This is a genomic window from Gordonia sp. G4 (assembly GCF_057770005.1).
Genome location: NZ_CM173442.1, coordinates 3,023,855 through 3,047,800, shown reverse-complemented (window position 1 = coordinate 3,047,800; position 23,946 = coordinate 3,023,855). Strand labels below are relative to the sequence as shown.

General features: G+C 68.0%; 20 protein-coding genes. 2 read left to right on the top strand and 18 right to left on the bottom strand.

The genetic code is table 11. The annotated features are described in order from the left end of the window. Position 1 precedes the first annotated feature (1 nt). A complete protein-coding gene (locus AC3B5T_RS13600) occupies positions 2–640 on the bottom strand; it encodes a DUF1707 domain-containing protein (RefSeq protein WP_488357485.1) in 639 nt (212 codons plus the stop codon). Between the two features lie 197 nt (positions 641–837). Here AC3B5T_RS13600 and AC3B5T_RS13595 point away from each other — a divergent pair, with 197 nt between their 5' ends. Next, positions 838–1,545 (top strand): hypothetical protein, encoded by a 708-nt coding sequence (locus tag AC3B5T_RS13595; protein WP_488357484.1) that lies wholly within the window; start codon positions 838–840, stop codon positions 1,543–1,545. Positions 1,546–1,581: 36 nt separating this feature from the next. Here the strand turns inward: AC3B5T_RS13595 and AC3B5T_RS13590 are convergent, their stop codons facing one another. The 9 genes from AC3B5T_RS13590 to AC3B5T_RS13550 all read right to left on the bottom strand — a co-directional run bounded on the left by AC3B5T_RS13590 (position 1,582) and on the right by AC3B5T_RS13550 (position 10,843). Then, positions 1,582–3,585, bottom strand: coding sequence for a vWA domain-containing protein (locus AC3B5T_RS13590; protein ID WP_488357483.1), 2,004 nt, complete (start codon positions 3,583–3,585; stop codon positions 1,582–1,584). Between the two features lie 103 nt (positions 3,586–3,688). Then, the gene (locus tag AC3B5T_RS13585) at positions 3,689–5,125 is read right to left on the bottom strand and encodes a sigma 54-interacting transcriptional regulator (protein ID WP_010843519.1); all 1,437 of its coding nucleotides are present in this window, start codon (positions 5,123–5,125) and stop codon (positions 3,689–3,691) included. A 10-nt stretch (positions 5,126–5,135) separates the two neighbouring features. Next, positions 5,136–5,747 (bottom strand): maleylpyruvate isomerase family mycothiol-dependent enzyme, encoded by a 612-nt coding sequence (locus AC3B5T_RS13580; protein ID WP_055475348.1) that lies wholly within the window; start codon positions 5,745–5,747, stop codon positions 5,136–5,138. A 10-nt stretch (positions 5,748–5,757) separates the two neighbouring features. Beyond that, a complete protein-coding gene (locus AC3B5T_RS13575; protein WP_010843521.1) occupies positions 5,758–6,252 on the bottom strand; it encodes an SRPBCC domain-containing protein in 495 nt (164 codons plus the stop codon). Continuing rightward, on the bottom strand, positions 6,249–6,638 hold the full coding sequence (locus tag AC3B5T_RS13570) for an ArsR/SmtB family transcription factor (protein ID WP_010843522.1): 390 nt from the start codon (positions 6,636–6,638) through the stop codon (positions 6,249–6,251). Before AC3B5T_RS13570 ends, AC3B5T_RS13575 begins: the two co-directional genes overlap by 4 nt. Before the next feature lie 177 nt (positions 6,639–6,815). After that, a complete protein-coding gene (locus tag AC3B5T_RS13565; protein ID WP_014925871.1) occupies positions 6,816–7,739 on the bottom strand; it encodes a TauD/TfdA dioxygenase family protein in 924 nt (307 codons plus the stop codon). 335 nt (positions 7,740–8,074) lie between these two features. Further along, positions 8,075–8,917 (bottom strand): ABC transporter ATP-binding protein, encoded by an 843-nt coding sequence (locus AC3B5T_RS13560; RefSeq protein ID WP_488357482.1) that lies wholly within the window; start codon positions 8,915–8,917, stop codon positions 8,075–8,077. Continuing rightward, positions 8,898–9,971, bottom strand: a complete 1,074-nt coding sequence (locus AC3B5T_RS13555) for a taurine ABC transporter substrate-binding protein (protein WP_035717780.1) — start codon at positions 9,969–9,971, stop codon at positions 8,898–8,900. The genes AC3B5T_RS13560 and AC3B5T_RS13555 overlap by 20 nt, the downstream gene beginning before the upstream one ends. Positions 9,972–9,976: 5 nt before the next feature. Then, on the bottom strand, positions 9,977–10,843 hold the full coding sequence (locus AC3B5T_RS13550) for an ABC transporter permease (protein WP_055475352.1): 867 nt from the start codon (positions 10,841–10,843) through the stop codon (positions 9,977–9,979). A gap of 655 nt (positions 10,844–11,498) precedes the next feature. On the opposite strand from AC3B5T_RS13550, the gene AC3B5T_RS13545 reads away from it, so the two are divergent. Further along, positions 11,499–12,758 (top strand): HNH endonuclease, encoded by a 1,260-nt coding sequence (locus AC3B5T_RS13545; protein WP_488357481.1) that lies wholly within the window; start codon positions 11,499–11,501, stop codon positions 12,756–12,758. Positions 12,759–13,131: 373 nt separating this feature from the next. Here AC3B5T_RS13545 and AC3B5T_RS13540 read toward each other — a convergent pair whose 3' ends face one another. The 8 genes from AC3B5T_RS13540 to AC3B5T_RS13505 all read right to left on the bottom strand — a co-directional run bounded on the left by AC3B5T_RS13540 (position 13,132) and on the right by AC3B5T_RS13505 (position 23,946). Next, positions 13,132–13,875 carry a sulfite exporter TauE/SafE family protein gene (locus AC3B5T_RS13540; RefSeq protein ID WP_081637223.1) on the bottom strand — a complete coding sequence of 248 codons (744 nt, stop codon included), beginning with the start codon at positions 13,873–13,875 and terminating at the stop codon, positions 13,132–13,134. Further along, a complete protein-coding gene (purH, locus tag AC3B5T_RS13535) occupies positions 13,862–15,436 on the bottom strand; it encodes a bifunctional phosphoribosylaminoimidazolecarboxamide formyltransferase/IMP cyclohydrolase (protein WP_055477206.1) in 1,575 nt (524 codons plus the stop codon). The genes AC3B5T_RS13540 and purH overlap by 14 nt, the downstream gene beginning before the upstream one ends. Next, positions 15,433–16,056, bottom strand: a complete 624-nt coding sequence (gene purN / locus AC3B5T_RS13530; RefSeq protein ID WP_488357480.1) for a phosphoribosylglycinamide formyltransferase — start codon at positions 16,054–16,056, stop codon at positions 15,433–15,435. The genes purH and purN overlap by 4 nt, the downstream gene beginning before the upstream one ends. A gap of 90 nt (positions 16,057–16,146) precedes the next feature. Further along, entirely contained in the window at positions 16,147–17,808 is a 1,662-nt protein-coding gene (locus AC3B5T_RS13525) for a cell division protein PerM (protein WP_055477214.1), read from the bottom strand. 145 nt (positions 17,809–17,953) lie between these two features. Next, entirely contained in the window at positions 17,954–19,180 is a 1,227-nt protein-coding gene (locus tag AC3B5T_RS13520) for a DUF5336 domain-containing protein (RefSeq protein WP_488357478.1), read from the bottom strand. 176 nt (positions 19,181–19,356) lie between these two features. After that, the gene (locus tag AC3B5T_RS13515) at positions 19,357–21,336 is read right to left on the bottom strand and encodes an acetoacetate--CoA ligase (RefSeq protein WP_488357477.1); all 1,980 of its coding nucleotides are present in this window, start codon (positions 21,334–21,336) and stop codon (positions 19,357–19,359) included. Then, positions 21,333–22,976: an AMP-binding protein gene (locus AC3B5T_RS13510; protein WP_159370337.1), complete on the bottom strand. Its 1,644-nt coding sequence runs from the start codon at positions 22,974–22,976 to the stop codon at positions 21,333–21,335. Before AC3B5T_RS13510 ends, AC3B5T_RS13515 begins: the two co-directional genes overlap by 4 nt. Before the next feature lie 55 nt (positions 22,977–23,031). Further along, the gene (locus AC3B5T_RS13505; RefSeq protein ID WP_338857065.1) at positions 23,032–23,946 is read right to left on the bottom strand and encodes an HpcH/HpaI aldolase/citrate lyase family protein; all 915 of its coding nucleotides are present in this window, start codon (positions 23,944–23,946) and stop codon (positions 23,032–23,034) included.

The window sequence follows — 23,946 nt, the reverse complement described above, 5'->3', positions numbered from 1 at the left end:
GTCAGACGTCCGGCTCGTCTCGGGACACGTATTTGACGTCGACGCCACCCATCAGCGCCAGTCCCGTCACCCGCACGACCGGTGCGCCGGGCCGGGATGCCTTCTGCGACCTACCGCTGAAACCGCCCATGATGCCCAGTCCCCCGATCTCGACGGTCACCCCGTCGGGCACCTTGATCTCGACGCCGCCCATGATCGCCACGCACTGCAGAGTGAGCACCGGCGCGGTGAACTCCACCTCGCGCAGATCGAGTTCGACCCCGCCCATGATGGCGGTGGCGGTGAGCTGATCGGCGACCACCGCGGTCCCCGACAACTCGCTGCCGGACATGATCGCCAATCGGTGGCGAACGGCCGGATCCCCGCTCCCGCCCGTGACGCGCGGCCCCGGGGACAGGCTGGCCGCGGGCATCGCGACGCCGAGCTGAGCCACCGGGAGGTCGTCGGTGAGGAGATCGAGGTCACCGAAAGTCTTGGCGAGCACCGCTTTTCCGGCACGCTCCTCGTATTCGGTCGGAGAGAGGCTGCCGTGCGCCATGGCGGCGGAGAGGATCTCGTGGACCAGTTCGCGGTCCGCGTCCGCGGCACGGAGCCGGGCTCGACGGTCGTCGGGAGTCGATGGTTCACCGGGTTGGGTCACGTCTGCAGACCCTAGTTGGCCGAGTCCGGCTGAACCACCCTGATCTTTCCCCCGGAGTCGACCCCGAGAGACGCTCATCTGCGATCTCGTTTCGACGACCCCTCTGCTCAACTACCCGACGAAAGATCCCGCCGAGCGGCATAATTCATCGCGTCCGGGCGGGACAGACAGCCGACCGGCGTACATCGGAGGCGAAGATGAACCAGCCCTACGATCCGGGCCAGCCCGGCGCCGGCCGGCCGGGACCGGAACCCTCGGGATACCAGCCGCCGTACGGCCAGCCGAATCCCCCGCAGTCGCCATTCCCGGACAGCGGGTACGCACCGTCGGGAGGCTTCGGACAACCCGGGTCATACGGCGGCTATCCACCGCCTCCTCCCCCGCGCAAGGACCGCGCCGGGATGCGACGGTGGGGCAAGATCCTGACCATGGTCGGCGTCCTGATCCTGGTCCTGTCGGTCGCGGTCGGAGTGGTCCTCGCAGTCGCCGGCATCGGCACTGTGGTCGACCAGGCGGACAAGGCGTTCGAGGTGAATCCGACCGCCGAGCAGTACTACGAAGCGGGCGACGAGTTCCAGTTGTTCAGTACCAGCGCCTCGAACGGCGTGCCGGGCTGTGAGATCACCGGCCCCGCCGCGCTGGCACCGGGAACGAACACGACGACCGAGTTCACCTTCGACGGTTCCGGAGTCGAGTCGTTCGACTCCTTCGAGGTCGTCGAATCCGGGACCTACTCGTTCCGATGCGATTCGCCCGCCGTCGTCGCATCGCTCGACGCGTCCGGCATCTTCAGCGGCGTCGGAGGTGTGCTGCTCGCGGTCCTCGGCGGCGGATTCGGCGGTCTGCTCGCGATCGTGGGCATCGTGCTCTGGATCATCGCCGGCCGGAAACCGAAGACGGTCTGACGGCCTCGACCCCGCGACCTCTCCGCTGAGCCGAGATCAGCCGCGGCGACGCCCCTTTCGGGCCCGAAGATAGTCGCCGACCACGGCGGCACCGAGACCGTCGACGTCCGGTGCCACGACGCGCCCGCCGATGCGGCGTGCGATCTGGTCCATGAAGTGCGCCAGCCCGGGATCCTCGCCGAGCCGGAAGAACGTGACCTGTGCGCCGATTCGCGCGACATGATCGAGTTCGCGGACCGTGAGCGCGATGGTCTGCGGGTGCGGCGGATAGAAGAAGAACGGCTCTCCGCTGGGATCGAGATGCGCGGTGGGCTCTCCGTCGGTGACCACCAGGACCACCGGCTGAGCATTCGGGAACCGTCGGAGGTGCCGCTGCGCGAGCAGCAACGCGTGGTGCAGGTTGGTGCCCTGTTCCATGCGCGGCTGCAGACCCGTCAGCTCCGCGATGTCGATCGAACGCGCATACCTACCGAAGGCGATGAGGTGCAGTTCGTCGCTGCGGAAACGGGTGGAGATCAGGTGATTCAGGGCGATCGCGGTGCGCTTCATCGGCGTCCACCGCCCCTCCATCTCCATCGAGAACGAGGTGTCGACGAGAAGCACGACCGCCGCCTGTGTACGGCTCTCGGTCTCCGAGACCTCGACGTCGCGGACATCGATGCGCACACCCGACCGCGCCATCTCCGAGGTCGCCAGAGACGGCTCGGTGGTCTCGGAGACGGTGCGCAGCACCGCATTCGAGACCGTTCGAGTGACATCCCAGGGATCGGTGTCGCCGAACTCCCACTCACGGGAGGCGCCGGTCGGTTCGCCCAGTAGTCCGGTCTGGCGGGTCTGGCGGTCGCCTCGACGCCCCGACAGCTGTTCGGCGATGTCCCGGAAGATCGACTGGCCGAGCTGGCGCATCGCCTTGGGACTCAGCCGCAGCTGACCATCGGCGGTGCGATCGAAGAATCCCTGTTCGGACAACGCCTTCTCGAGTTCGGCCAGCATCCGGGCGTCGACCGCCGCGTCGTCGCCGAGCAGCCTGGCGAGCGCATCGAGGTCGATGTCGTCCATCTGCGCGCCCGCGTACTGCTGTGACAACTGCTCGGAGAGTGCGTCGAGTTCGGAGATGTCGCGCAGCGCGGCGGCACCCTCACCGAGTCCCATCGGCTGATCGCCGGAGAACGACTGCGCGTCGTCCCAGTCGAGACCCGGTCGTGCCGCCCGAAGCTGCGAATCCATCTGTGCCAGTTGGTTCATGAGGTCGGGCGAACCGAAAGCCTGCTGGGCCAGCTGGTCCAGTTCGGCCCGTTGCTCGGGAGTCAGCGAGTTGTAGAACTGCTGCGCCGCGGCCGCCCGCTGCGCGAGGGAGTCGATCAGTTCCTCGGTGTTACGGGGGTTCTCCGGGAAGAACTCGCCGTGTGCGTCCATGAACTCGTCGAACGCCTCGGTGGTGTCCTCGCCCCGATTGTGCGCCTCGAGGAGCTTGTTCAGGTCCTTGAGCATCTCCGAGATGCGTTGCCGGTCCTGCTCGTTCGCGCCCTCGAGGGCTTCCTTCATCCCCGCGAAGCGCTGATCCAGCAGCTCCCGCCCGAGCAGGTCTTTGATCTTGTCGTAGTCCTCACGCGCCTGCGGACTGCGCCAGTTGTACTCCGACAGTTCCTCGACGGCCTGCGCGGTCGACGGCGGGAGACTCCCGATCTGCATCTCGGCGAACCGGGCGTCGTCGTCGAGGTCACGCGCCAGTTGCTTGCGCTCCTCGAGTACCGCGCGGTCGAGGAGTTCGCGGATCTCGGCGAACGTGCCGTCGAGATTGCGCTTCTTGAGGAGCTCCTGCCGACGGCGGTTGATCTGCTCGCGCAACTTGTCGAGCCCCCGCATGTCCGGCGTGCCGCGGCGCAGCAGTTCCCGCAGCGCCCGCTGCGGCGACGCTCCGGCCATGACGTCCTCGCCGATCGTCTCCAGCGCCTCGCGCAGGTCGACCGGAGGCGCGAGCGGATCGGGGCCGCCGCTGTAACGCTGGTAGCGCGAACGATGGAAGCTCTTGCGCGCCATGTGTTCTCCTAAACTTGTCGCGAAACCCTTCGTGGCTCGTCGCTATCGCTCCTCGCACCTCAGGGAGCGGGGACGGTTCCTGCGCTCCTCGACGCAGGGGCACTCAGCCGTAGACCGTCTGACCGCTCTCGTCGGCTTCCTTGCCGATCCGGCGGGCGAGGAAGAGCCCTTCGAGCGCGAGTTCGACGGCACTGGCGCGCTCCCCTTCGGTGTCGGCCTCGAGGCGCTCGGCGATCTGGTCGAGGACGCCGGCGGTGGCGTCCGGCGACGGGATGGAACCCAGCAGATCGGCGGCGCGCACCCGGTCACCGGTGACCACCGGCTCGCCGTTCTCGAGGGCGTCGACGAGCGGAGCCATGTCGATGCCACCGAGGTGGGCACGCACCGCGTCGGCGATGGACTTGCGCATCAGGTGCTCGAGGATCTCCAGTTCACGCCCCTCCTCGCCGGACTCGAACTCGATCTTGCCGCGGAGCACCTCGATCACCGACTCGAGATCGACCACTCGGGCCACCGCCTGATCCTCGCCCGTCACCGTCGCCCGGTGGAGCGCCGCGGCCGCGACGGTCTCGGCACCGGCGATGGAGAAGCGGGCCGACACACCGGACCGCTGGTCGATGGACGGGTGATCGCGGGCGTAACGGGTGAAACGCGCCAGGATCTCGGTGATGAACGTCGGCACGCTGGCGGTGAGATCCGCCTCCTGCTCGATGACCGACACCTCGTCGTCGAGCTCGAGTGGGTAATGGGTGCGGATCTCGGCGCCGAAGCGGTCCTTGAGCGGGGTGATGATCCGTCCGCGGTTGGTGTAGTCCTCCGGGTTGGCGCTCGCCATCACCAGGACGTCGAGCGGCAGTCGCAGGGTGTAACCGCGGACCTGGATGTCGCGCTCCTCCATCACGTTGAGCATGGACACCTGGATTCGCTCGGCGAGGTCGGGCAGCTCGTTGATGGCGACGATGCCGCGGTGCGAACGCGGGATGAGTCCGAAGTGGATGGTCTCCGGGTCGCCGAGGCTGCGGCCCTCGGCGACCTTCATCGGGTCGATGTCGCCGACGAGGTCGGCGACGGAGGTGTCCGGCGTGGCCAGCTTCTCGCTGTAACGCTGCGAACGGTGCCGCCACTCGATCGGCAGATCGTCGAGGAGGTTGGCGGCCTTCCTGATCGACCCCGGGGTGATGGGTTCGTACGGGTGCTCGCCGAGTTCGGAACCGGCGATGACCGGCGTCCACTCGTCGAGGAGCCCGACCAGGGTGCGCAGGATTCGCGTCTTGCCCTGACCGCGTTCCCCGAGCATGACGACGTCGTGGCCGGCGATCAGCGCCCGCTCGAGCTGCGGGATGACCGTGGCCTCGAAGCCCACGATGCCCGGCCACGGATCACGTCCCTCGCGGAGTGCGGACAGGAGGTTGTTGCGGATCTCGTCGCGCACACTGCGTTGGACATGACCGCTGGCACGCAGTTCACCCAAGGTGCGGGGTGACGGATGCCGGGTTTCGGTCGACTGGGAGCCATGTGTGGTGAAGTTGTCCTCTGGCACCTCATCGAGGCTACTCCGCGTTGCGGAGCGCGTGCGCGTCGTCACTGTCCGCCGCCGCCGGCGTCCAGGTCGGGTCGCGGCCGATGAATCCCATGAGGCGACTCACCGCGTCGGCGTCGGCGCCCACCTCGACCTTCGGACCGTACTGACCCGAGCTGCGGAGGATGTCGTCGATCGGCGCCATGCCCGCGAGCAGTTGCTCGGCGAATCCGGGGTCGAGGGCGGGGGTCGCGCCCTGGGATCGGGCCAGATCCCAGGTGTGCATGTACACGTCGGCCGTGTAGAACCGGTCGATCGCATCGGCGAGACGGTGCTCCCCGGCCATGGGATGGCTGAAGGCGTTCTCGGCCGGCGGCCCGTCGAGCAGGGCCTGTACCCCCGCCGTGTGCGCCGACCACGCCGCGCCCGGGTCGTCGGCGACGGCCGGACCGGCCGGGAGTTCGACGCCACCGGCGGCGAGGAAGCCGGTGAACCAGTCGACGAGATGGGCGACGACGTCGCGCGCCACCCACCCGTCGACCGGCGTCGGGGCGTTCCAGTCGGAGACGTCGGCGATCACGTCGGCGAAGCCTGCAGTGACTTCGCGATGCCGTGCGCCGGCACTCAGATCTGCGATGGTCATGTCCGACGGCTCAGACCGTGCCGTCGGACAGCATGCGGTCGAGGGCCGCGTAGCCCTCGTTGACGCCGACCTCCATGCCGGAGGCGAGCCAACCGTCGCGCGCTTCGAAACTGTCGCACAGGGATTGGGCGTGGAGCCGCGTCGTGCCGTCGCCCAGGTCCTCGAACCAGAGGGTTTCCAGCGACACCGCGTCCGGCATGCCGAGGAAGGTGAACGTCTGCACGATCTTGTCCTCGCCCACGGTGTGGAAGCAGCCACGGAATCCGAACTCCTGCCCATCGTGGGTGGAGACATAGCTCCAGCTGCCACCGTCGCGGACGTCCCACTCGACGATCCGGCTGCTGATGGCGTCCGGCCCGATCCACCGGACGAAGAGCTCGGGGTCGGTGTGGGCTTTCATCAGTTGCGCGGGCGTCCCGCGGAAGTCCCGCGTGATACGGATGACGGGCACCTCCTTGTCGGCCTCGATGGCAGCCTCGGGATAGCGGGTCTGGGTTGCGGTCATGACACCTTTCCTTCCTGGTGGAGTGGTTGTTCGACCTCGGGTTCCGACGGATGCTGGGCCTCGGGGCCGTCGTTCATCTCGGCGAGCAGCGTGTCGAGGCGCTGGTAGCGCTCCTCCGCCCGCTTGCGATACCGCTCGATCCACTTGGTCATGAGGTCGAACACCTCTGCTTCCAGATGGACCGGACGGGTTTGGGCCTCCCGGGTTCGGGTCACCAGACCGGCATCCTGGAGCACCTTCAGATGCTTCGAGACGGCCTGGATGCTGACGTCGTACGGTTCGGCGAGTTGGCTGACCGTCGCATCCGAGACCGCCAGCCGCGCAACCATGTCGCGCCGCGTGGGGTCCGCGAGTGCGGCGAACACCTTGGACAACTCGTCTGCCATTCGAACTCCTCAACCGATTGGTTGAATACGATGGTGCGCCTCGTCGACACCGTTGTCAACCCCTTGGTTGAATACGCTGGTTCCGCAAGTCGGCGTGGTCGAACGGCCCCACGACGACGACTCCCACCGTCGGCGGATGAGCCGAGGGTGGGAGTCCGTAAGTCGTCGGGCCGGGGGTCAGGCAGGCCCGATGGGTGCCTCACCGCGCAGGGTGATCCGGTGCATCACACGGCGGGCGTCACCGTAGTCGCGGTTCGCGTAGTGCAGCGTGTTCCGGTTGTCCCACAGCACCAGGTCGCCGAGGCGCCAGCGGTGCCGGACGATGTGTTCGGGCTTGGTGAGATGCGCGTAGAGCAGATCCAGGATGCCGCGGCTCTCCGCGTCGGAGACACCGTCGATGTGCGAGGTGAATCCGGGATTGACGAACAACGACTTGCGGCCGGTCTCCGGGTGGATGCGCACCACCGGGTGGGTGACCGGCACCAGCTCGGTGACCTCTTCGCCGTCCCAGGTGTTGCCGCGGCCGTTGCGTCGCTGCTTGAGGTAGTAACCGAACTCGCGGTTCCCGTCGTGCACCGCACTGAGTCCGTCGATCATCCGGCGGACCGGCTCCGACAGCGACCGGTACGCGAGTTCGGCGTCGGCCCAGTTGGTGTCACCGCCGTTGCGCGGCAACACAACCGGACGCAGGATCGATCCCATCGGCGGGCGCGGCATGAACGTGACGTCGGTGTGCCAGACATCGGCGAATCCGTTGTCGGCGCTGTCGAGTGAGTAGACCTCACCGGGGACGTCGCCGCTGTTCCACACCGGATGCCCGAAGGTCAGGTCGCCCAGCCGGTTTCCGAATCGGATGTGCGCCTCGTCGTCGAGGTGCTGGTCGCGGAGGACGATGACCTTGTAGTCGATCAGCGCCCGGCGCAGCGCGGCGATCTGCGCGTCGGATGCCGTGGCCACGTCGACGCCGCGGATCTCGGCACCGAAGTGCGGACCGAACTCGTCGACATCGAATTCGACTCCACCGGAGATGGTTCCGGTGTCCGGACGAAGTGCCGTGTCAGGACGGGGTGTGGAGCCGACGGATTGCGAGGTGGTTGTCATGAGGGTTGTTCTCCAGGTCGAAGCAGGCGGGGGCGGGAGCGGGGCGCGCCGGCGGCGAACCGTGATGCGATCCGTCCGCCCAGTTCATCGAGTGGAGAGTGCCCGTGGTCCCGCTGTCGCGCCTGGCGACGAGCCCGGCTTTCCCGCTGGTCGAGCCGGCGAGGCTCGCAGGCGCCGGGCCGAGCAAGCGACGAAGAAGCGTGTCGAGGTCGACGAGCCGAGTCGAAGCCGCCATCGTGGCGGGAGACGCGGGAACGGAATACACCCCTACTGTCTAACCGTCCACCGGGTCACCGGACAGGGTTGAGCCCACGCTGAGGAAAAGACCCGCTGCGTCATGCCACCGCGGCTTCCTTGACCGCGGCGCCGATCTCGGCACGCAGCGCCGCGTACTCCGGGGAGCCGCGTAGTTCGTCGGGTTCGACGCCGGTACGCGGCAACGTCGAGGTGAGATCCAGCGCGATCCGTCCCGGCCGTTTGGTGAGCACGATGATCCGACTGCCCAGGAACGCGGCCTCGTCGGCGCTGTGCGTGACGAAGACGTTGGTGCGTCCACTGCCCGCACTCACCGCCCGCACATCCTCCTGCAACCGTTCCCGGGTCAGCGCGTCGAGCGCGGCGAACGGCTCGTCGAGCAGCAGCAGGGATGTCTCGGCGGCCAGCGCCCGGGCGATCGCCACGCGTTGCTGCTGCCCACCCGAGATCTCCCAGACGCGCCGATGGGCGGTGTCGTCCAAGCCGACTCGTTCGAGGAGTTCGTTCCGGCGTGCCGCCCGTTCGGACCTGGGGACCTTCGCATATTTGAGTGCGAGATCGACGTTGCCGCCCACGGTCTTCCACGGGAACAGGCGCGGTTGCTGGAAGACCACACCGGAGGTCACCCCCGGCACCGGCGCACCGCCCGACACCTCCACGTCGCCCACCGTCGCGGGTTCGAAGCCGGCGATGAGTCGCAGGAGTGTGGACTTGCCACACCCGGATGCGCCCACCAGCACCAGGAACTCCCCCGGCGGGACGTCCAGGTCGACCGGACCGACCGCGGTCACCGTGCCCGCACCCGTCCCGTATCTCTGGGACACGTTGCGCAACCGGATCGAGCCGCGTTGCCCCGCGGGTCGGACCTCGGTCGTCGCAGCGGAGCGGCCCGCGGCCGGCGGACTACTGCTGTTCGAGGACACCCGGCAATCCCTCTGTGTAGATGGCCTCGCGGAACGTCTCGATCGGCGGGGCGGCGGGAATCTGCTGCTGCTCGGCGAGGAACACCGCTGCGCTGTGCAGATTCTCGGAGAGATTCCCCGGGTTGCCCTGTGTGCCGAGCCAGGTCGGACTGGTCAGCTCCGCGACGGTGAGGAAGGTGCCCTGCTTCAGCTGGTTGGCCGCGTCCTCGGGCGTCGTACCGAGCTGTGCGGCGACGGCGTCGGCCGCGGCCTGCGGGTCGTCCTTGATCAGGGTGAGCGCCCGGGCCTGGACCTGGCGCCAGGTGTTCACGACCTCGGGATTCGCCGCGGCGAACTCACTGGAGACCACACCGAGGTCCAGCGTCGGCTTGCCGGCCGTGGCCAATTGTCGACTGGCGATGAGAGTCTTTCCGTCCTGGCGCAATTCGTCGAGCGTGGGCAGCCAGGTGTACACCGCGTCGACGTCTCCTCGCTGCCAGGCGGCCAGGGAGGCCTGCGGCTGCAGATCGATGAGGTCCACGTCTTTCGGGTTCACCCCGGCCTGGTCGAGCGCGGCGAGCAGGCTGTAGTGGGCGGTGGAGGCGAACGCCGTCGCCACCCTCTTGCCCTTGAGATCGGCGACGGTGTCGATGCCGGTTCCGTTGCGCGCGACGAGTGCCTCATTGTCACCGGCGACGTCGAGGACGAAGGCCACCTGGTACGGGATGTTCAGCGGCGCGGACAGTCCACGGGCCACCGGGCTGGAACCGATGGCGGCGAAGTCGACCTCCTTGGCGACGAACGCGGTGTTGATGTCGGCACCGGAGTCGAACTTGGTCCACTTGATGTTGAAGTCCGGCAGGGCTTCCTCGAGCCAGCCGTTGTTCTTGACGATCAGGTCGCCGCTCGGGAAGGACTGGTAGGCGAGCCGGATCGTCGGCTTGCTGTCGTCTTCGGAGTTGTCGACCGAGCACCCGGCGAGCACCAGCGTCGCTGCGGCGATCACCCCGAGCACCGCACCGAACCGCGAGCGGCGCAACCGGCCCGAACCGGGCACCCCACGTGTGATTCTCATGTCTGTCAGACCTTTCCGCGCCACGGCACCACTCGGTGCTCGATTGTTCGAAGGAGCCCGTCGATGATCAGTCCGGACAGACCGATGGCGATGATGCCGACCAGGACGACGGGTGTGTTGTTGTAGTTGCTGGCGTCCTTGACCACGCCACCGATTCCGGGGATGCCGTTGAACAGCTCGGCCGCGACCACCGAGGAATAGGCGATGCCGACCGAAAGCCGTACACCGGTGAAGGTCTCGGGCAGGGCCGACGGTACGACGACGTCGCGGATCACCTCCGACCGCGACGCCCCGAGCGCGCGTGCCGCCTCGATGAGACCCACCGGCGCGGCACTGACGGCGGCGGTGGTCGCCACGGCCGCGGGCGGCAGCGCGGCGAGTGCCAGCAGGGTGATCTTGGGAGCCTCGTCGATGCCGAGCCAGATGACCAGCAGGAAGAAGTAGGCCAGCGGCGGCAGTGCGCGCAGGAACGTGAGCCACGGTTCGAGCAGGCGTCGAAGCCACCCCACGGTTCCCATCGCCAATCCGAGCAGTACGCCGAGGATCACGCCGATCGCGACACCCGCGAAGACACGGCGCAGCGTCATGTACAGGTGTTCCCACCAGTAGTAGTCGGCGTAACCACGGACTCCGTCGTGCGTAGTGGACATGTCGACGAAGGCCTGCCACACGGTGCCCAGGCGCGGCACGAAGGTCTCACTCCAGATCCCGCTGACGGCGACGAGCTGCCACGCCGCGGCGAACACCACCACCGAGAGCAGCGGGAGGCCCACCCGTGTCAGCGGTGATCGCACGCGAGACGAACCGCCGGGCGACGTGCGCTCCGCCCCACCACCCGCTTCTTCCGGGGTGATGTCCACAAACAAGGTCACCGTGCATGTCTAGACATCGCGATCCCCCGCGACCAGAGTTTTCCTCGTCGAGAGGAAAACTCCCGCCGGATGCATACGAATCGGGCGCGATGTGCTTCTGGCGTGGGGTTTCTTCAGTTGCAGGGGTCAGGAGTCGCCAGGGGCAGACACTGCGTGGCGGCTTCGGCGACACCCGACGGTTTCGACCGTGCGTCGATATCCGTCGACCGTGCGTCTTTTCTCGTCGACCGTGCGCCGTTTGTCGTCGACTGTGCGTAGTTTGTCGCCGACTGATCACCCGCGAGTTCGTATTCGCTGAGCCCCTTGGGCGCGAGGATCGAAAGCCGCCGGGCCGAGCAGGCGACGAAGGAGCGCATCCAGGTCGATGAGCCTCGACGGCCGGGCGAAACAACCCCGAGGCGCGGACACGGCCACCCGGGACACCGGAAGGCTTTCGCGCTCGACAGAGAGAAGCACACCGATGCAACCGGCGGAGCTACTCACCCTGAAATGCGCCCCCATTCGGGCCGGTTTGGCGAAACGGGTGTGACGGTAGTTCACCACTGTCAACGGTCTACGCACAGGCGACGACAATCGACGCACAGTCGACGAAATCGACTGCACAGTCGAATATTTCGCGATCCCGAGCTTGTGGAAACTCCTCGAAAGCGAACGAATGTTCCTGTACCTTGGAGTCATGCCAGAGCTCACCACCCTCCTCGATCAGCTCATCGAGACCACCCCGCCCACCGACGACCCCACGGGCACAGCAACATTCGACGCGTTGAACGTGCTCCGGTTGATACGCAACATCGTCGATCACCAAATCGTCACCCACACAGCACAACTCGACGCACTCAGCGTCGCACATAAGGCCGGTGGCACCACCCGGCAGCTCTTGATCGAGATGGGACACGCACCCGCAGTGGCCTCACGGATCACGCGCAGTGTCGACGGCCTACCCACGCTGCCCGCGCTAGGACGTCACGCCGCCGACGGACGCCTGTCATCCGAAGTCGTCGACGCCATCGTCCGCGGAATGAACCACATCGACAAACGCTGCCCCAACGGACTTTCCAACACCGACAAGAGTTCACACGAGATCGAACTCATCGGCCAAGCACTCTCCGGTGCGACACCGGCGCAAGTGCTCGAACACGCCCGTACGATCGCCAACACCCTTGCCGACGCCACCGACACCGCCATCCCCGCCGCCGATGACTCGTCGTTGAACACCGTCAACGTCCACACTGCCGATGACGGCCGAGTCGACATCCGCGCGGACCTCACCCAGGTCGTCGGCGAGAAGTTCCTCTCGATGATCGACGAACGGTCCTGCCCGCGGCCCGAACCCGACGGCACCGACGACCGACGCACCGCCGAGCAACGCCGCGCCGACGCGTTCGAACTCATCCTCGACCAGGCTGCATTGGGTGCGAGCATCGACAGCATCGGCAGTCCCCGTACCCAATTGATGGTTACCATCCCCGCCACCGGCGACCCAGCGACTCTGCCGTGGACCGGAACCGTCAGCCAGGCCACCGCGAAACAGGTGTCCTGTGACGGAACCCTGACCGAAATGGTCCTCGACGGTGAAGGTGTTCCACTACAGATGGGACACACCCGCCGACTGTTCCCAACACACCTGCGCAAAGCCGTGATCATCCGCGACCAATGCTGCATCAAATGCGGAGCGCCGCCGTCACATACACAGGTGCACCACATCGAACACTGGGCCGACGGTGGTCCCACCGACCTCGACAACGGCTGCCTGCTCTGCCAACGCTGCCACACCCAAGTCCACCACCACGGCTGGGACATCGTCCTCGGCTTTGATCGCCACCCCTGGCTCATCCCACCCACAACGATCGACCCACAACGGCGGCCACTACCCGCCTACAACCGGCGCACCATGCGACTCGACGACGCCGCCTGACACCCGCCGATCACACTTCCGCGTCGCACCTTCCGCACCCGAGCCCCCTCGGGACCGCATCCGTCCTTTGACAACTCCACAGTGAACAGCAGCCGGCTCCGTTCCCGGTCGAATCGCGAGGCCGGGAACGGAGCGGCGCTGCATGCAGTCGTCGCCAATCGGGCGCCCTGGGCCGGGACGATCCGCGCCTGAGTTGGGTTGCGAGCGAAGTGGGCATCGAGGGATCCGTCATGTCCTGCGAATGAACTGCATCGCCAGCCCTACATGGAAGCGCCGCTTTGTATGACTTTCGCTGTTTGCAGCCGGCGCAGATCGAGTCAGGTAGCGCTTGTGTCGTGCCGCCTCACCGGAAAGCCGGCATTGCGCGCAGCCGTCAGCTGAACGCCAGCCACAGTGCGAGCGCGAGCCCGCAGATCCCGACGACGATCCGAAGGGGGCCGGGCGGCAGGCGTTTCACGACGGGTGGGCCACACCACCCACCGGCCAGACATCCGACGGCCATCGCGAGTGCGGCCCACCACTCGACGGGGCCCCAGATCATGAAGCCGATGGCGGCGACCGTGTTGGCGATGCCGAGGAACAACGACTTCGATAGCGCCGCACGCCACAACGGCTCACTGGTCACCACGAGCATCAGGGCCAGGATCATGATCCCGGCCCCCGCGCCGAAGTAACCGCCGTAGACCGAGATCAGCGTCAATCCCAAGATGAACACCCAGGGACGTTCGACGTGCGACGTCGCCCAGCGGCGCAGAACCGGTTGGACGAGTAGCGCGATCGCGGCGATCGCCACGAGGAAGGGCACGACGGCCTCGAAGGCCTCGGCCGGCGTCGAGAGCAGCAACACCGCACCGACCGTGCCGCCGATCAGCGAGGCAACCGCGCCGACGATCAGGCGTCTACGGTCACCGTCGAGGAGGGAGCGCCCCGACTGTGCGGTGCTGCCCACCCCGACGGCGACCAGCGCGACCGTGTTCGTGACGTTGGCCGCGATCGGGCTGAGCCCGACCGCGAGCAGCGCGGGATAGCTGACGATCGAGGCCAGACCGGTGATGTAGCCGATCAGGCCGGCGCCGAACCCGGCGACGACCAGTAGAGCGAGCTCAGTGAGCGAAATGACGTGCCCCGGTGAGGTAGAGCGTCACGCCCGCCTCGTCGGCCGCCTCGATCACCTCGTTGTCGCGAATCGATCCACCTGGTTGTGCGACGGCTTTCACCCCGGCCGACAGCAGCACCTGCAGTCCGTCCGGGAAGGGGAAGAACGCATCCGACGCCCCGACGCTCCCCGCCGCACGGTCACCGGCACGCTGCACCGCCAGATGCGCGGAGTCGACGCGGTTGACCTGCCCCATGCCGACGCCGACCGACGCACCGTCGGAGGCAAGCAGAATGGCATTGGACTTGACCGAACGGCATGCCCGCCAGGCGAATTCGAGGTCGGCGAGGGTCTGGTTGTCGGCCGGCGGGCCGGCCACGAGGTTCCAGTTGGCCGGGTTGTCTCCATCGGCGTCGAGGACGTCGCGCTGCTGCATCAGCAATCCGCCCGACACCGGCTTGGTCTCGATCCCGGTCGCCGCCGGCGGAGTGGCCACCAGCACGCGGATGTTCTTCTTGCGGGTCAGGACCGAGAGCGCGCCGTCGGCGAAACCGGGCGCGACGATGACCTCGGTGAAGATCTCGGCGACCTGCTCGGCCATCTCCACGGTGATCTCGCGATTGGCGGCGATGACACCGCCGTAGGCGCTGATCGGATCGCAGGCGTGCGCCTTACGATGCGCCTCCGCGATGTCGGTGCCGATGGCGATCCCACACGGATTGGCGTGCTTGATGATCGCGACCGCCGGAGCGTCGAAGTCGTACGCGGCCCGCCAGGCGGCATCGGCGTCGGTGTAGTTGTTGTAGCTCATCTCCTTGCCGTGGAGCTGTTCGGCGGTCGCCACCCCGCCGGCCCCGGCGTTCCCGACATAGAGAGCTGCCGCCTGATGCGGGTTCTCGCCGTAACGCAGCACCGCGGATCGGGTCCAGGTCGCGCCGGCCCAGGCCGGGAACTGCGAATCATCCTCGGGTGCAACCACGCTCGACATCCACGACGCGACCGCGACATCGTAATCGGCGGTGTGCCGAAACGCCTTGGCGGCGAGCTTCTTCCGGTCGGCGAGCGAGAAACCCTCCGCGGCGACGGCTTCGGTCACCCGCGAATAGTCGTCCGGGTCCACCACGACGGCGACCGACGGATGGTTCTTGGCAGCCCCGCGCACCATCGACGGACCGCCGATGTCGATCTGCTCGATGCACTCGTCCGGCGTCGCGCCGGAGGCCACCGTCGCCGTGAACGGATACAGGTTGACGACGACGAGATCGAATGCGGCGACACCCAACTCGTCGAGCTGTGCGACGTGGTCGGACTTACGGGTGTCGGCGAGGATGCCCGCGTGCACCTTCGGGTGCAGGGTCTTGACGCGCCCGTCGAGGCACTCGGGGAAGCCGGTCAGCGCCGACACCTCGACGACCGGCACCCCCGCGCCGGCGATGGTCTTCGCAGTCGATCCGGTGGACACGATCTCCACCCCGGCCGCGTGCAGCGCCGTGGCGAGATCGGTGAGACCGCTCTTGTCGTAGACACTCACCAGCGCGCGCCGAATCGGTCGACGAGAGCTGTCAGGGCTGTGTGCGTTCACGGAATGCGGGCCTTTCGTCCATCGATGACTACTCCTCTGGTGACCAGTGCGGTCACCACGTCGGCGAGCAACACGCGCTCGACCGTCTTGATGCGCTCGTGCAGGGTGTCGGCGGTGTCGTCGTCGACGACGGTGACCACCTGTTGCGCGAGGATCGGGCCGGTGTCCACCCCCTCGTCGACCAGGTGCACCGTCGCGCCGGTGACCTTGACGCCGTAGTCGAGTGCCTCGGCGACCCCGTGGGCGCCCGGGAAAGCGGGCAGCAGCGCCGGGTGGCTGTTGACGACGCGTCCGCCGAACCGGCCGAGGAAGGCCGGGCCGAGGATCTTCATGAATCCGGCGGTCACCACCCACTCCGGTTCGAACGCGGCGACCTCGCCGGTCAGCGCCCGGTCCCACGTCGCGCGGTCGTCGTGGTCGGCGACACGACAGGTGATGAGCGGGATGTCGTTGCGCTGCGCGACCTCCTGCGCGCGGCACGCGCGGTCGACCACGATCGCGGCGACCTGAAACGGGGAATCCCCGGCACCGGCGCGCGCGATCAGCGACTCCAGCAGCGAACCGGTGCCCGACGCCATCACCACCAGCGGGGTGCGGCCGGGTGCCGTCGGGGAGGTCACGTCGTCGAGACTAATCGCCGTACGTTGGGCCACCCGCGCCGGGTGGCGCCGCAGACATCGTCGAGGGGCGCTCGGCCAGGGCGGTTCGGCTCAGCGTTGGCGGGACGTGCCGTGCGAACCCGGATACAGGTCGTAATCCGCGTCATCGGCGAGATCCGTCTCATCGAGATCGTCGTCGTACACGCGGTTCACCGCCGGTTCGCGCCGGGAGAGGGAGTCTGCACCGGAGGGCTGCCGGCCATCCGCGGAACCGAACCCGGCGTCGTCGGTGTCCGCGGACGCGTTGTCGCGCGATTCGACGCCGTCGTCGTAGACGTAGTCCTCGCGTTCGTCGGCGCCGTACTCGCCGTCCTCGAACTCAGCGCCGTCTTCGAACTCGGCGTCGTCGTACTCGGCGTCGCCGTCCTCGAACTCTGAGTACTCGGTGTACTCCTCGTCCTCGTCCAGGTCGGTGACGATGACGTATTCGTCCTCGTAACCGAGGTCCAGCGGGTCGTCGAAGTACTCGTCGCCGACGGCGAGGCGTGCAGCGCGCGTCGACGGCAGGAACGCATACACGAGCACGATCAGCAGGCCGACGACCGCGATCCAGCCCAGAGTGAACACCCCGGCCGCCGACACCGTGACGGCGACGTCGCCGAACTCCCCCAGCGTCCCGCCGGCCGCGACGGTCAGGAGGGCCACCGCCGAGGCCGCCACCGCCGCGGCGACACCCACCGAACGCACATGGGCCATCGGATCGAGGTCGCGGCATCGCCAGCCGACGAAGGCCGCGACGCCGGCCGGCACCAGCAGGCCGACCAATCCCCACGCCCCGGCACCCGGCCCGTCGGGCAGAACCGCGAGCACCGGGACCGGCGGGACGTCGCCGCCACGGACGGTGAACAGGTCGACGGTCATCGCGCCGAGCCGGACGTCGGAACCCACGAGTACGGCCATTGCCGCGACCATCACATTCGGGAGGTACAGCACCGAGAGCAGGCTGAGTCCCAGGAACCCGTCGAAGTCGTAACCGGTCTCGATCAGCTCACCGATCTGCCCGTGCCGCATCAGCATGCGCAGGCACACGAGCACGGCGCCGGCGACCAGCAGCATCAGCGCCGCCACCAGTCCGTACCGGAATCCGCGACGATCGGCGTAGGTCACGCGTCCACGGACCGCGAAGTCGCGTCGCCGGCTCCACACGACGCCAGCCAGGGCCGCGCCGCCGTGTATGCCCAGTGTGTACAGGAACGCGAGCAGCGCACTCGGCGTCTGGACCGGCAGGACCGATCCACCGTCCATCACGACCGCCAGCGACATCGCGGTGATGAGTACCGGGCCGATCACCGCCGAGAAGACGACGGCACCCAGGTCGAACAGGTCGTGCCGATCGCGTTCGGCCGAGTTCGTGCCGCCCGCGACCGCCCGGGCCGTCAGCCAGGCCGTCCCGGCGGCGACGGTCAGCGTCGGCAGCAACGGCAGCACCCCGACAGTGACCCCGCTGATCGTGACCGGCACCTGGTGGATGGCCAACCAGCCCGAGGCGATCGCGCTCGGAAGTCCGGTCAGCCCACTGCCGGCGAGAAGCAGCACCGAGAGCATGACGACGATCAGCGTCACCAGCGCCAACGCGGGAACGGTGAACGCCACCACTGCGAGTTGCCGGGCCGAACCCTCGGCCGCCGTGCGTTGCGCACGACGGGATCGCCGCAGGTTACGAAGCTGCGACGCCAGATTGTCCGTACTCGGGTCCGGCTTGAGGGAGGGCATCGTCATGAGCCTGACACGGTCCCGGCCGAGGCCGTCGTAGACGCGCCGAGGGGGCTGCGAAAGGGAGGCAGCTCACCGGGTGGCTGCACACGAACAGTGCCCCGCCGACCGACGGTCGACGGGGCACCGAGTGGAACTGTGTCTGTCAGTTACCGCTGCCGGTGGGCGGCTCCGGCTTCTGGAACACGGTGGTGGAGTGGTCTCCGGCCGGGGTGTCGGTCCCCGTGGGAGTCGCGGATGCGCCGGGTGCGGAGGGCGATGCGCCCGAGGAGCCGGCGGAGTACTGGCCGGGACGATAGTCGCCGTAGCCCGATTCGCCGTGTCCGGACGCCGAACCGGCAGCCGACGCCGACGATTCGCTCGCCCCGCCGGAGTAACCGCTCTGCCCGGTCGCCGACGCGCCCGACGACTGCGAGTAGGCCGACGGATCGTAATTCGATGAGGCCTGTTGGCCGTACTGTGCCTGCGCACCCCCGGTGCCATAGGCGGTGGTCTGCGCGTCGCCGTATCCGCTCGTCTGCTGATGCGCGCCGGTGTCGGACTGCGACGCCGCGGACGAGCCGGGGGTCACGGCTGCGGTCGCAGCATTTGCCGCGGGCGCCACCTTGATGACTGCGGCGTCGATCAGCAACCACACGACGGCGAGCACCGCGGACAGAAGGGTGAAGATCAGCAGCACGATCGCCCCGGCACCGTTGTCGTCGATGTTGAGGAACTGGAACAGCGTGATCAGGAACGAGGTGATCGCCAGCGACGCCACGATGGGAGCCGCCGGGACCTTGATGCCCGGGATCAGCGAGATCAGCGCCAGGATTCCGGCGACGCTGATCAGCGTGTAGGGAGCGTTGTACTGCGTCTGGAAAAGCTTGAGCGCGAAGTCGTAGGACTCGGCCGCGGACAGGAACCCGCTGAAGAGCACGATGAGGCCGAAGGCGCCGATCGCGGCGGCGAGGAGCACCGGGGTGATGGCCGGGAGCCCCTGGCTCGGCTGCTTGGCCGGCTGCGAGGAGTGGCCGTACTGGCCGTAGCCCTGCTGGCCCTGCTGGCCGTACTGACCCTGCTGGCCGTATCCGGGTTGGGCGTAACCCTGCTGGCCGTAGCCCTGAGCAGCGCCCTGTCCGTAGCCCGGTTGTCCCTGGCCGTAGGACTGTCCGGCCTGCCCGTACTGCTGGCCGTACCCCTGCTGGCCCCCGTACTCCTGGCCACCGTATTGCTGCCCTTGGCCGTACGGGTCGGAACCGGGGGCGGGGCTGGACTGCGGACCCGTGTTGTGGGCGCCGGACTGCGGGTATCCGGACTGATTGCCGTACTGGCCGTAGGACTGTCCGGACTCGGGCTGCTGCTGCCCGTAGCCGCCGGGTGGGTAGGTCATGACGATCTCCTGGTCGGGTCGGGTCGGTCGGTCAGGATCAGCGGGTCGCGTCGAGGTGACGGCGTCCGGCCGTCGCCCCCCACGAGCGCAGAACTGATGACCACGCTAGTACACATGCATGCCGGGCCTCATGCCCCTTGCACAACGCGACCGCCACGCCGGCGGCGTGGACTCGCTCACCAGCGATGCAGGCGCCCCTGCTCGGCGTACCAGTTGATCAGCGCATAGTCGTCGACGGCCTTGGGGTCGATGTTGACCTCGGATCGGCCTGCCAGAATCGCGGTGACCGGAACCTCGAGTTTCTTGCCGGTCCGGGTGTGCGGGATGCCCGGGGCCTCGATGACCTCATCGGGTACATGGCGTTTGGAGAGACGGTCGCGGACCGCGGCCGCGATCCGGTCGATCAGCGCGTCGTCGAGCGTCGCGCCGGGGACCAGGGTGACGAACAGCGGCATCCAGTAGGCACCGTCCGGCCCGTCGACGCCGAGCACGAAGGCCTCCGCGACCTCGTCGAGCGCCTCGACGACCTCGTAGATGTCGGCCGATCCCATGCGAATCCCGTGGCGGTTCAACGTCGCGTCGCTGCGTCCGTGGATCACCAGCGACCCGCGCTCGGTCACGGTCACCCAGTCGCCGTGACGCCAGACCGGCTTGTCGGGGTTCGACGCACCGCCCTCCCACTCGTGGGCGAAGTACGCGGCGCGGTACCGCGCACCGTCGGGGTCGTCCCAGAAACCCACGGGCATCGACGGCATCGGCGCGGTGACGACGAGCTCGCCGACCTCCCCCACCAGCGGGCGCGCGTCCGGCGACCAGCTCTCCAGCGCCACACCGAGGTAGCGGACCGACAGTTCGCCCGGCACGACCGGCACCCCCGACGACCCACCGGCGAACGCGGACACGATGTCGGTGCCGCCGCTGATCGACGAGATGGGCAGGCCGGCTCGGACGTGGTCATCGACCCAGGTGAAAAGATCTGCGGCGAGGGAGGATCCGGTGCTGCCGAGGGTCCGCAGCCGGCGCAGGTCGTGCCGGCGACCCGGCTCGAGGCCCGCCTTCCGCGAGGCCTGCAACTGCCCGGGACTCGTACCGAAGTAGGTGACCCGTTCGTCGTCGACGATCTGCCAGAGCCGGTCGGGGTCGGGATACAGGGGCGAACCGCTGTAGCACACGATGCGCGAACCGCAGAGGAGTCCGGCGACCTGATAGTTCCACATCATCCAGCTCAGCGCGGTCTGCCAGAAGAACACGTCGTCCGCGCCCAGGTCGCCGTGCAGGGCACCGGCTTTCAGATGCTCCAGGAGGACTCCCCCATGCCCGTGCACGATCCCTTTGGGCCGTCCGGTCGTCCCGGAACTGAAGAGCACCCACAGCGGATGGTCGAAGGCGACCGGCACCGGCCGGAAGTCGACGGGGTCACCGCCCACGGCCTCGGCGTAGTCGACGGTGGACGACGAGGCATCGGTGTCGCCGATCGTGATGTGCGCGAGGAGGTTCGGCAGCAGCGTCGCCAGTTCGGCACTGTCGGCGCGCTTGTCGACGACCTTGCCGTTGTAGCGATAGCCGGCCGCGGTGAACAGCACCTTCGGCGCGAGCTGGCCGAGGCGACCCGCCGCACCCAGGGGCGCATAGTCCTGGCCACATCCGGTCCAGATCGCGCCCAGGGATGCGGTGGCCAGGAAGGCGATGACGGCCTCCGGGATGTCGGGGAGGTAGGCGGCCACCACGTCCCCCGACCCCACTCCGCGCGCACGCAGGGTCGCGGCCAGGCCCGCGACCTGCGCCGGCAGTTCCGCCCACGCGATCTCGGAACGGTCACCGGCCTCGTCGATGCCCACGATCGCGGCACCGGGCAGGGCGGCGTGCCGGAGGATCTGATCGACGTAGTTCAACCGCATCCCGGGGAACCAGACCGCACCGGGCATCCGGTCGTCGGCGAGCACCGCCTCGTCCCCGGGCCCGAGCGGTTCCGCGGCGAGGGCGTCGAGGTCGAAGAATTCCCAGACGGCACGCCAGAACCGGGCCGGATGTTCCACCGACCACGACCACAGATCGTCGTAATCGCCTGTGCCGGACCCGAATCGCTCGGCGACTAAGCGACCGAACCGGTCCATCTGGGTGCTCGTGACCCGCTCCGCAGTCCTCGACGTGGTCATCGCAACTGCTCGAGGATCGAGACCGCCTCGTCGCGCATCGCCACCTTGCGGACCTTCCCGGTGACGGTCATCGGGAACTCTTCGACCACATGGACGTACCGCGGGATCTTGTGTCGCGCGATCTTGCCGGTCGCGAACTCGCGCAGGTCGTCGGCGGTGAACTCGGTGGCGGTGTCGCGCAACCGCACCCAGGCCATCAGCTCCTCGCCGTATTTCACGTCGGGCACCCCGATCACCTGGGCGTCGAGGATGTCGGGATGGGTGTAGAGGAACTCCTCGATCTCGCGCGGGTAGATGTTCTCCCCGCCGCGGATCACCATGTCCTTGATGCGCCCGGTGATCCGGACATAACCGTTCTCGTCCATGTCGGCGAGGTCGCCGGTGTGCATCCAGCCGTCGGCGTCGATGGCCTCGGCCGTCTTCTCCGGGTCGTTCCAGTATCCGGTCATCACCGAATAACCGCGCGTACACAACTCGCCCGTCTCGCCGCGCGCCGAGGTCTCCCCGGTTCCGGGATCGACGACCTTGATCTCCAGGTGCGGGCCGACCCGCCCGACGGTGGTCACACGCAACTCGAGGGGATCGTCGACCCGCGTCTGCGTCGACACCGGCGACGTCTCGGTCATGCCGTAACAGATCGACACCTCACGCATGTGCATGCGGTCGACGACCTGCCGCATGACGTACTCGGGGCACGGCGACCCCGCCATGATGCCGGTACGCAGGCTCGACAGGTCGATGTCGAGCCCGTCGTCGAGCAGGCCGAGTTCGGCGATGAACATGGTGGGCACGCCGTAGAGGCTGGTGCAGCGGTACTCCGCGACCGCCTCGAGGGTGGCCCGCGGGTCGAAGGCCGGCGCCGGAATCACCATCGCGGCACCGTGACTCGTCGCCGCGAGGTTACCCATCACCATGCCGAAGCAGTGGTAGAAGGGCACGGGTAGGCAGATCCGGTCGTCGGCGGTGTAGTTCAGCAGTTCGCCGACGAGATACCCGTTGTTCCCGATGTTCCGATGTGACAGCGTCGCACCCTTCGGGAAACCCGTTGTGCCCGACGTGTACTGAATGTTGATCGGGTCGTCGGGTGAGAGCGACGCAGCGATCTCGTCGACGCGTGTGAGCTCGTCGGCGCTCGGCTCGACACACAGCGCATCCCAGCCGGGGGATTCGAACAGGACCACTTCGCGCAGCTCCGGGCACTGTGGCCGGGCCTGTTCGAGCATCGCCGAATAGGCCGAGTCCTTGAAGCTCTCGGCGGCCAGGACGACGCTCGTCCCGGACTGCTGCAGCACGTACTCGATCTCGTTCTGCCGGTACGCGGGATTGAGATTGACCAGCACGGCGCCGATCTCGGCCGCGGCGTACTGGGTCAACACCCATTCGAACCGGTTCGGCGACCACAGCCCGACGCGGTCGCCGACCGACACGCCGAGTCGTAGCAATCCGGCCGCGAGCGCGCGTACGTCACGGTGGAACTCGGTGTATCGCCATTCCCGCCGTGCGGCGGCGTCGATCAACGCGGTTCGCTCGCCGTGGTCCGCGACGGTTCGGGCCAGGGTGGCTCCGATGGTCTCGGTGAGCAGTGCCGGTGTCTCCTCACCGCGCGTGTGTGCAGGCTTCGGGTGAGCCTCGGTGCTCATGTTCTTGCTCCGGTCTGTTCTCGGGGGGTGGATGCCCGGATGGTCGGGGGCTTCGTCAGTTCTCGGGGGCGGGATCGGTACGCGTACCGCTCACACGGGACAGGACGACCTCCGCCTGGCGCAGGACCGGCCCGTCGATCATCTGACCGTCGAGGCTGAACACCCCGCCCGCGTGTTCGGCCGCACCGTCGAGGACCTTGCGCGCCCACTCGACCGCCTCGTCCGACGGGCGGTAACCGTTCCGGATGTGATCGACCTGGGACGGATGGATGCATGCGGTCGCGGTGTATCCCAGGGCCACCGCGTCGCGGACCTCGGCGACGAGTCCGTCGACGTCGGAGATGTCGAGGTGCACCGAGTCGACGGCGAACTTCCCGTACGCGGCGGCCGCGATGCGGACCATCGACCGGACCCAACTCGCGACGTCCCGGTACTCACCCGGCCGGGCTTCACCCGGACCGAACCGGCTCGACGTGCCGCCGAGGCCCGCGACGAGATCCTCTGCCCCCCACATCAGTCCGATGCAGTTGGAGGTGGCGGCGATGTCGCGGGCGCGGGTCGCGCCGAGCGGCGTCTCGATCAGTGCGATCGTCTGGAACGCGGTGTCCAGGATCGAGGACACGTCCTCGGCCTTGGCCTGCATGACCACCCGGTAGTTCGTCTCCGAGACGGCGGCGAGATCGCGCCGGTAGTCGCCGGTACCGGCCGGGTTGATCCGCACGATGGTGCGGTCCGGATCGACCGGATTGGCGACGAGAGCCTCCCGGGCTGCGGCGCGGTTCGCCGGCGACACCGCGTCCTCGAGGTCGAGGATGACGACGTCGGCCCGGTCGAGGGCCTTCTGGTATCGCTCGGGACGGTCCGCCGGGCAGAACAACATCGCCGGCCCGGGCGGCAGCCACGCGTTGGTGAGCTGCCCCGACAGTCCGGAACCCGCGACCGGGCCGCCGGGTGGGTCCTCGAAGAACAT

Coding starts and splice junctions, on each gene's coding strand:
- AC3B5T_RS13595 (WP_488357484.1), top strand. CDS start 838: ATGAACCAGCCCTACGATCCGGGCCAGCCCGGCGCCGGCCGGCCGGGA.
- AC3B5T_RS13590 (WP_488357483.1), bottom strand. CDS start 3,585: ATGGCGCGCAAGAGCTTCCATCGTTCGCGCTACCAGCGTTACAGCGGC.
- AC3B5T_RS13580 (WP_055475348.1), bottom strand. CDS start 5,747: ATGACCATCGCAGATCTGAGTGCCGGCGCACGGCATCGCGAAGTCACT.
- AC3B5T_RS13575 (WP_010843521.1), bottom strand. CDS start 6,252: ATGACCGCAACCCAGACCCGCTATCCCGAGGCTGCCATCGAGGCCGAC.
- AC3B5T_RS13570 (WP_010843522.1), bottom strand. CDS start 6,638: ATGGCAGACGAGTTGTCCAAGGTGTTCGCCGCACTCGCGGACCCCACG.
- AC3B5T_RS13565 (WP_014925871.1), bottom strand. CDS start 7,739: ATGACAACCACCTCGCAATCCGTCGGCTCCACACCCCGTCCTGACACG.
- AC3B5T_RS13555 (WP_035717780.1), bottom strand. CDS start 9,971: ATGAGAATCACACGTGGGGTGCCCGGTTCGGGCCGGTTGCGCCGCTCG.
- AC3B5T_RS13545 (WP_488357481.1), top strand. CDS start 11,499: ATGTTCCTGTACCTTGGAGTCATGCCAGAGCTCACCACCCTCCTCGAT.
- AC3B5T_RS13525 (WP_055477214.1), bottom strand. CDS start 17,808: ATGCCCTCCCTCAAGCCGGACCCGAGTACGGACAATCTGGCGTCGCAG.
- AC3B5T_RS13520 (WP_488357478.1), bottom strand. CDS start 19,180: ATGACCTACCCACCCGGCGGCTACGGGCAGCAGCAGCCCGAGTCCGGA.
- AC3B5T_RS13515 (WP_488357477.1), bottom strand. CDS start 21,336: ATGACCACGTCGAGGACTGCGGAGCGGGTCACGAGCACCCAGATGGAC.
- AC3B5T_RS13510 (WP_159370337.1), bottom strand. CDS start 22,976: ATGAGCACCGAGGCTCACCCGAAGCCTGCACACACGCGCGGTGAGGAG.
- AC3B5T_RS13505 (WP_338857065.1), bottom strand. CDS start 23,946: ATGTTCTTCGAGGACCCACCCGGCGGCCCGGTCGCGGGTTCCGGACTG.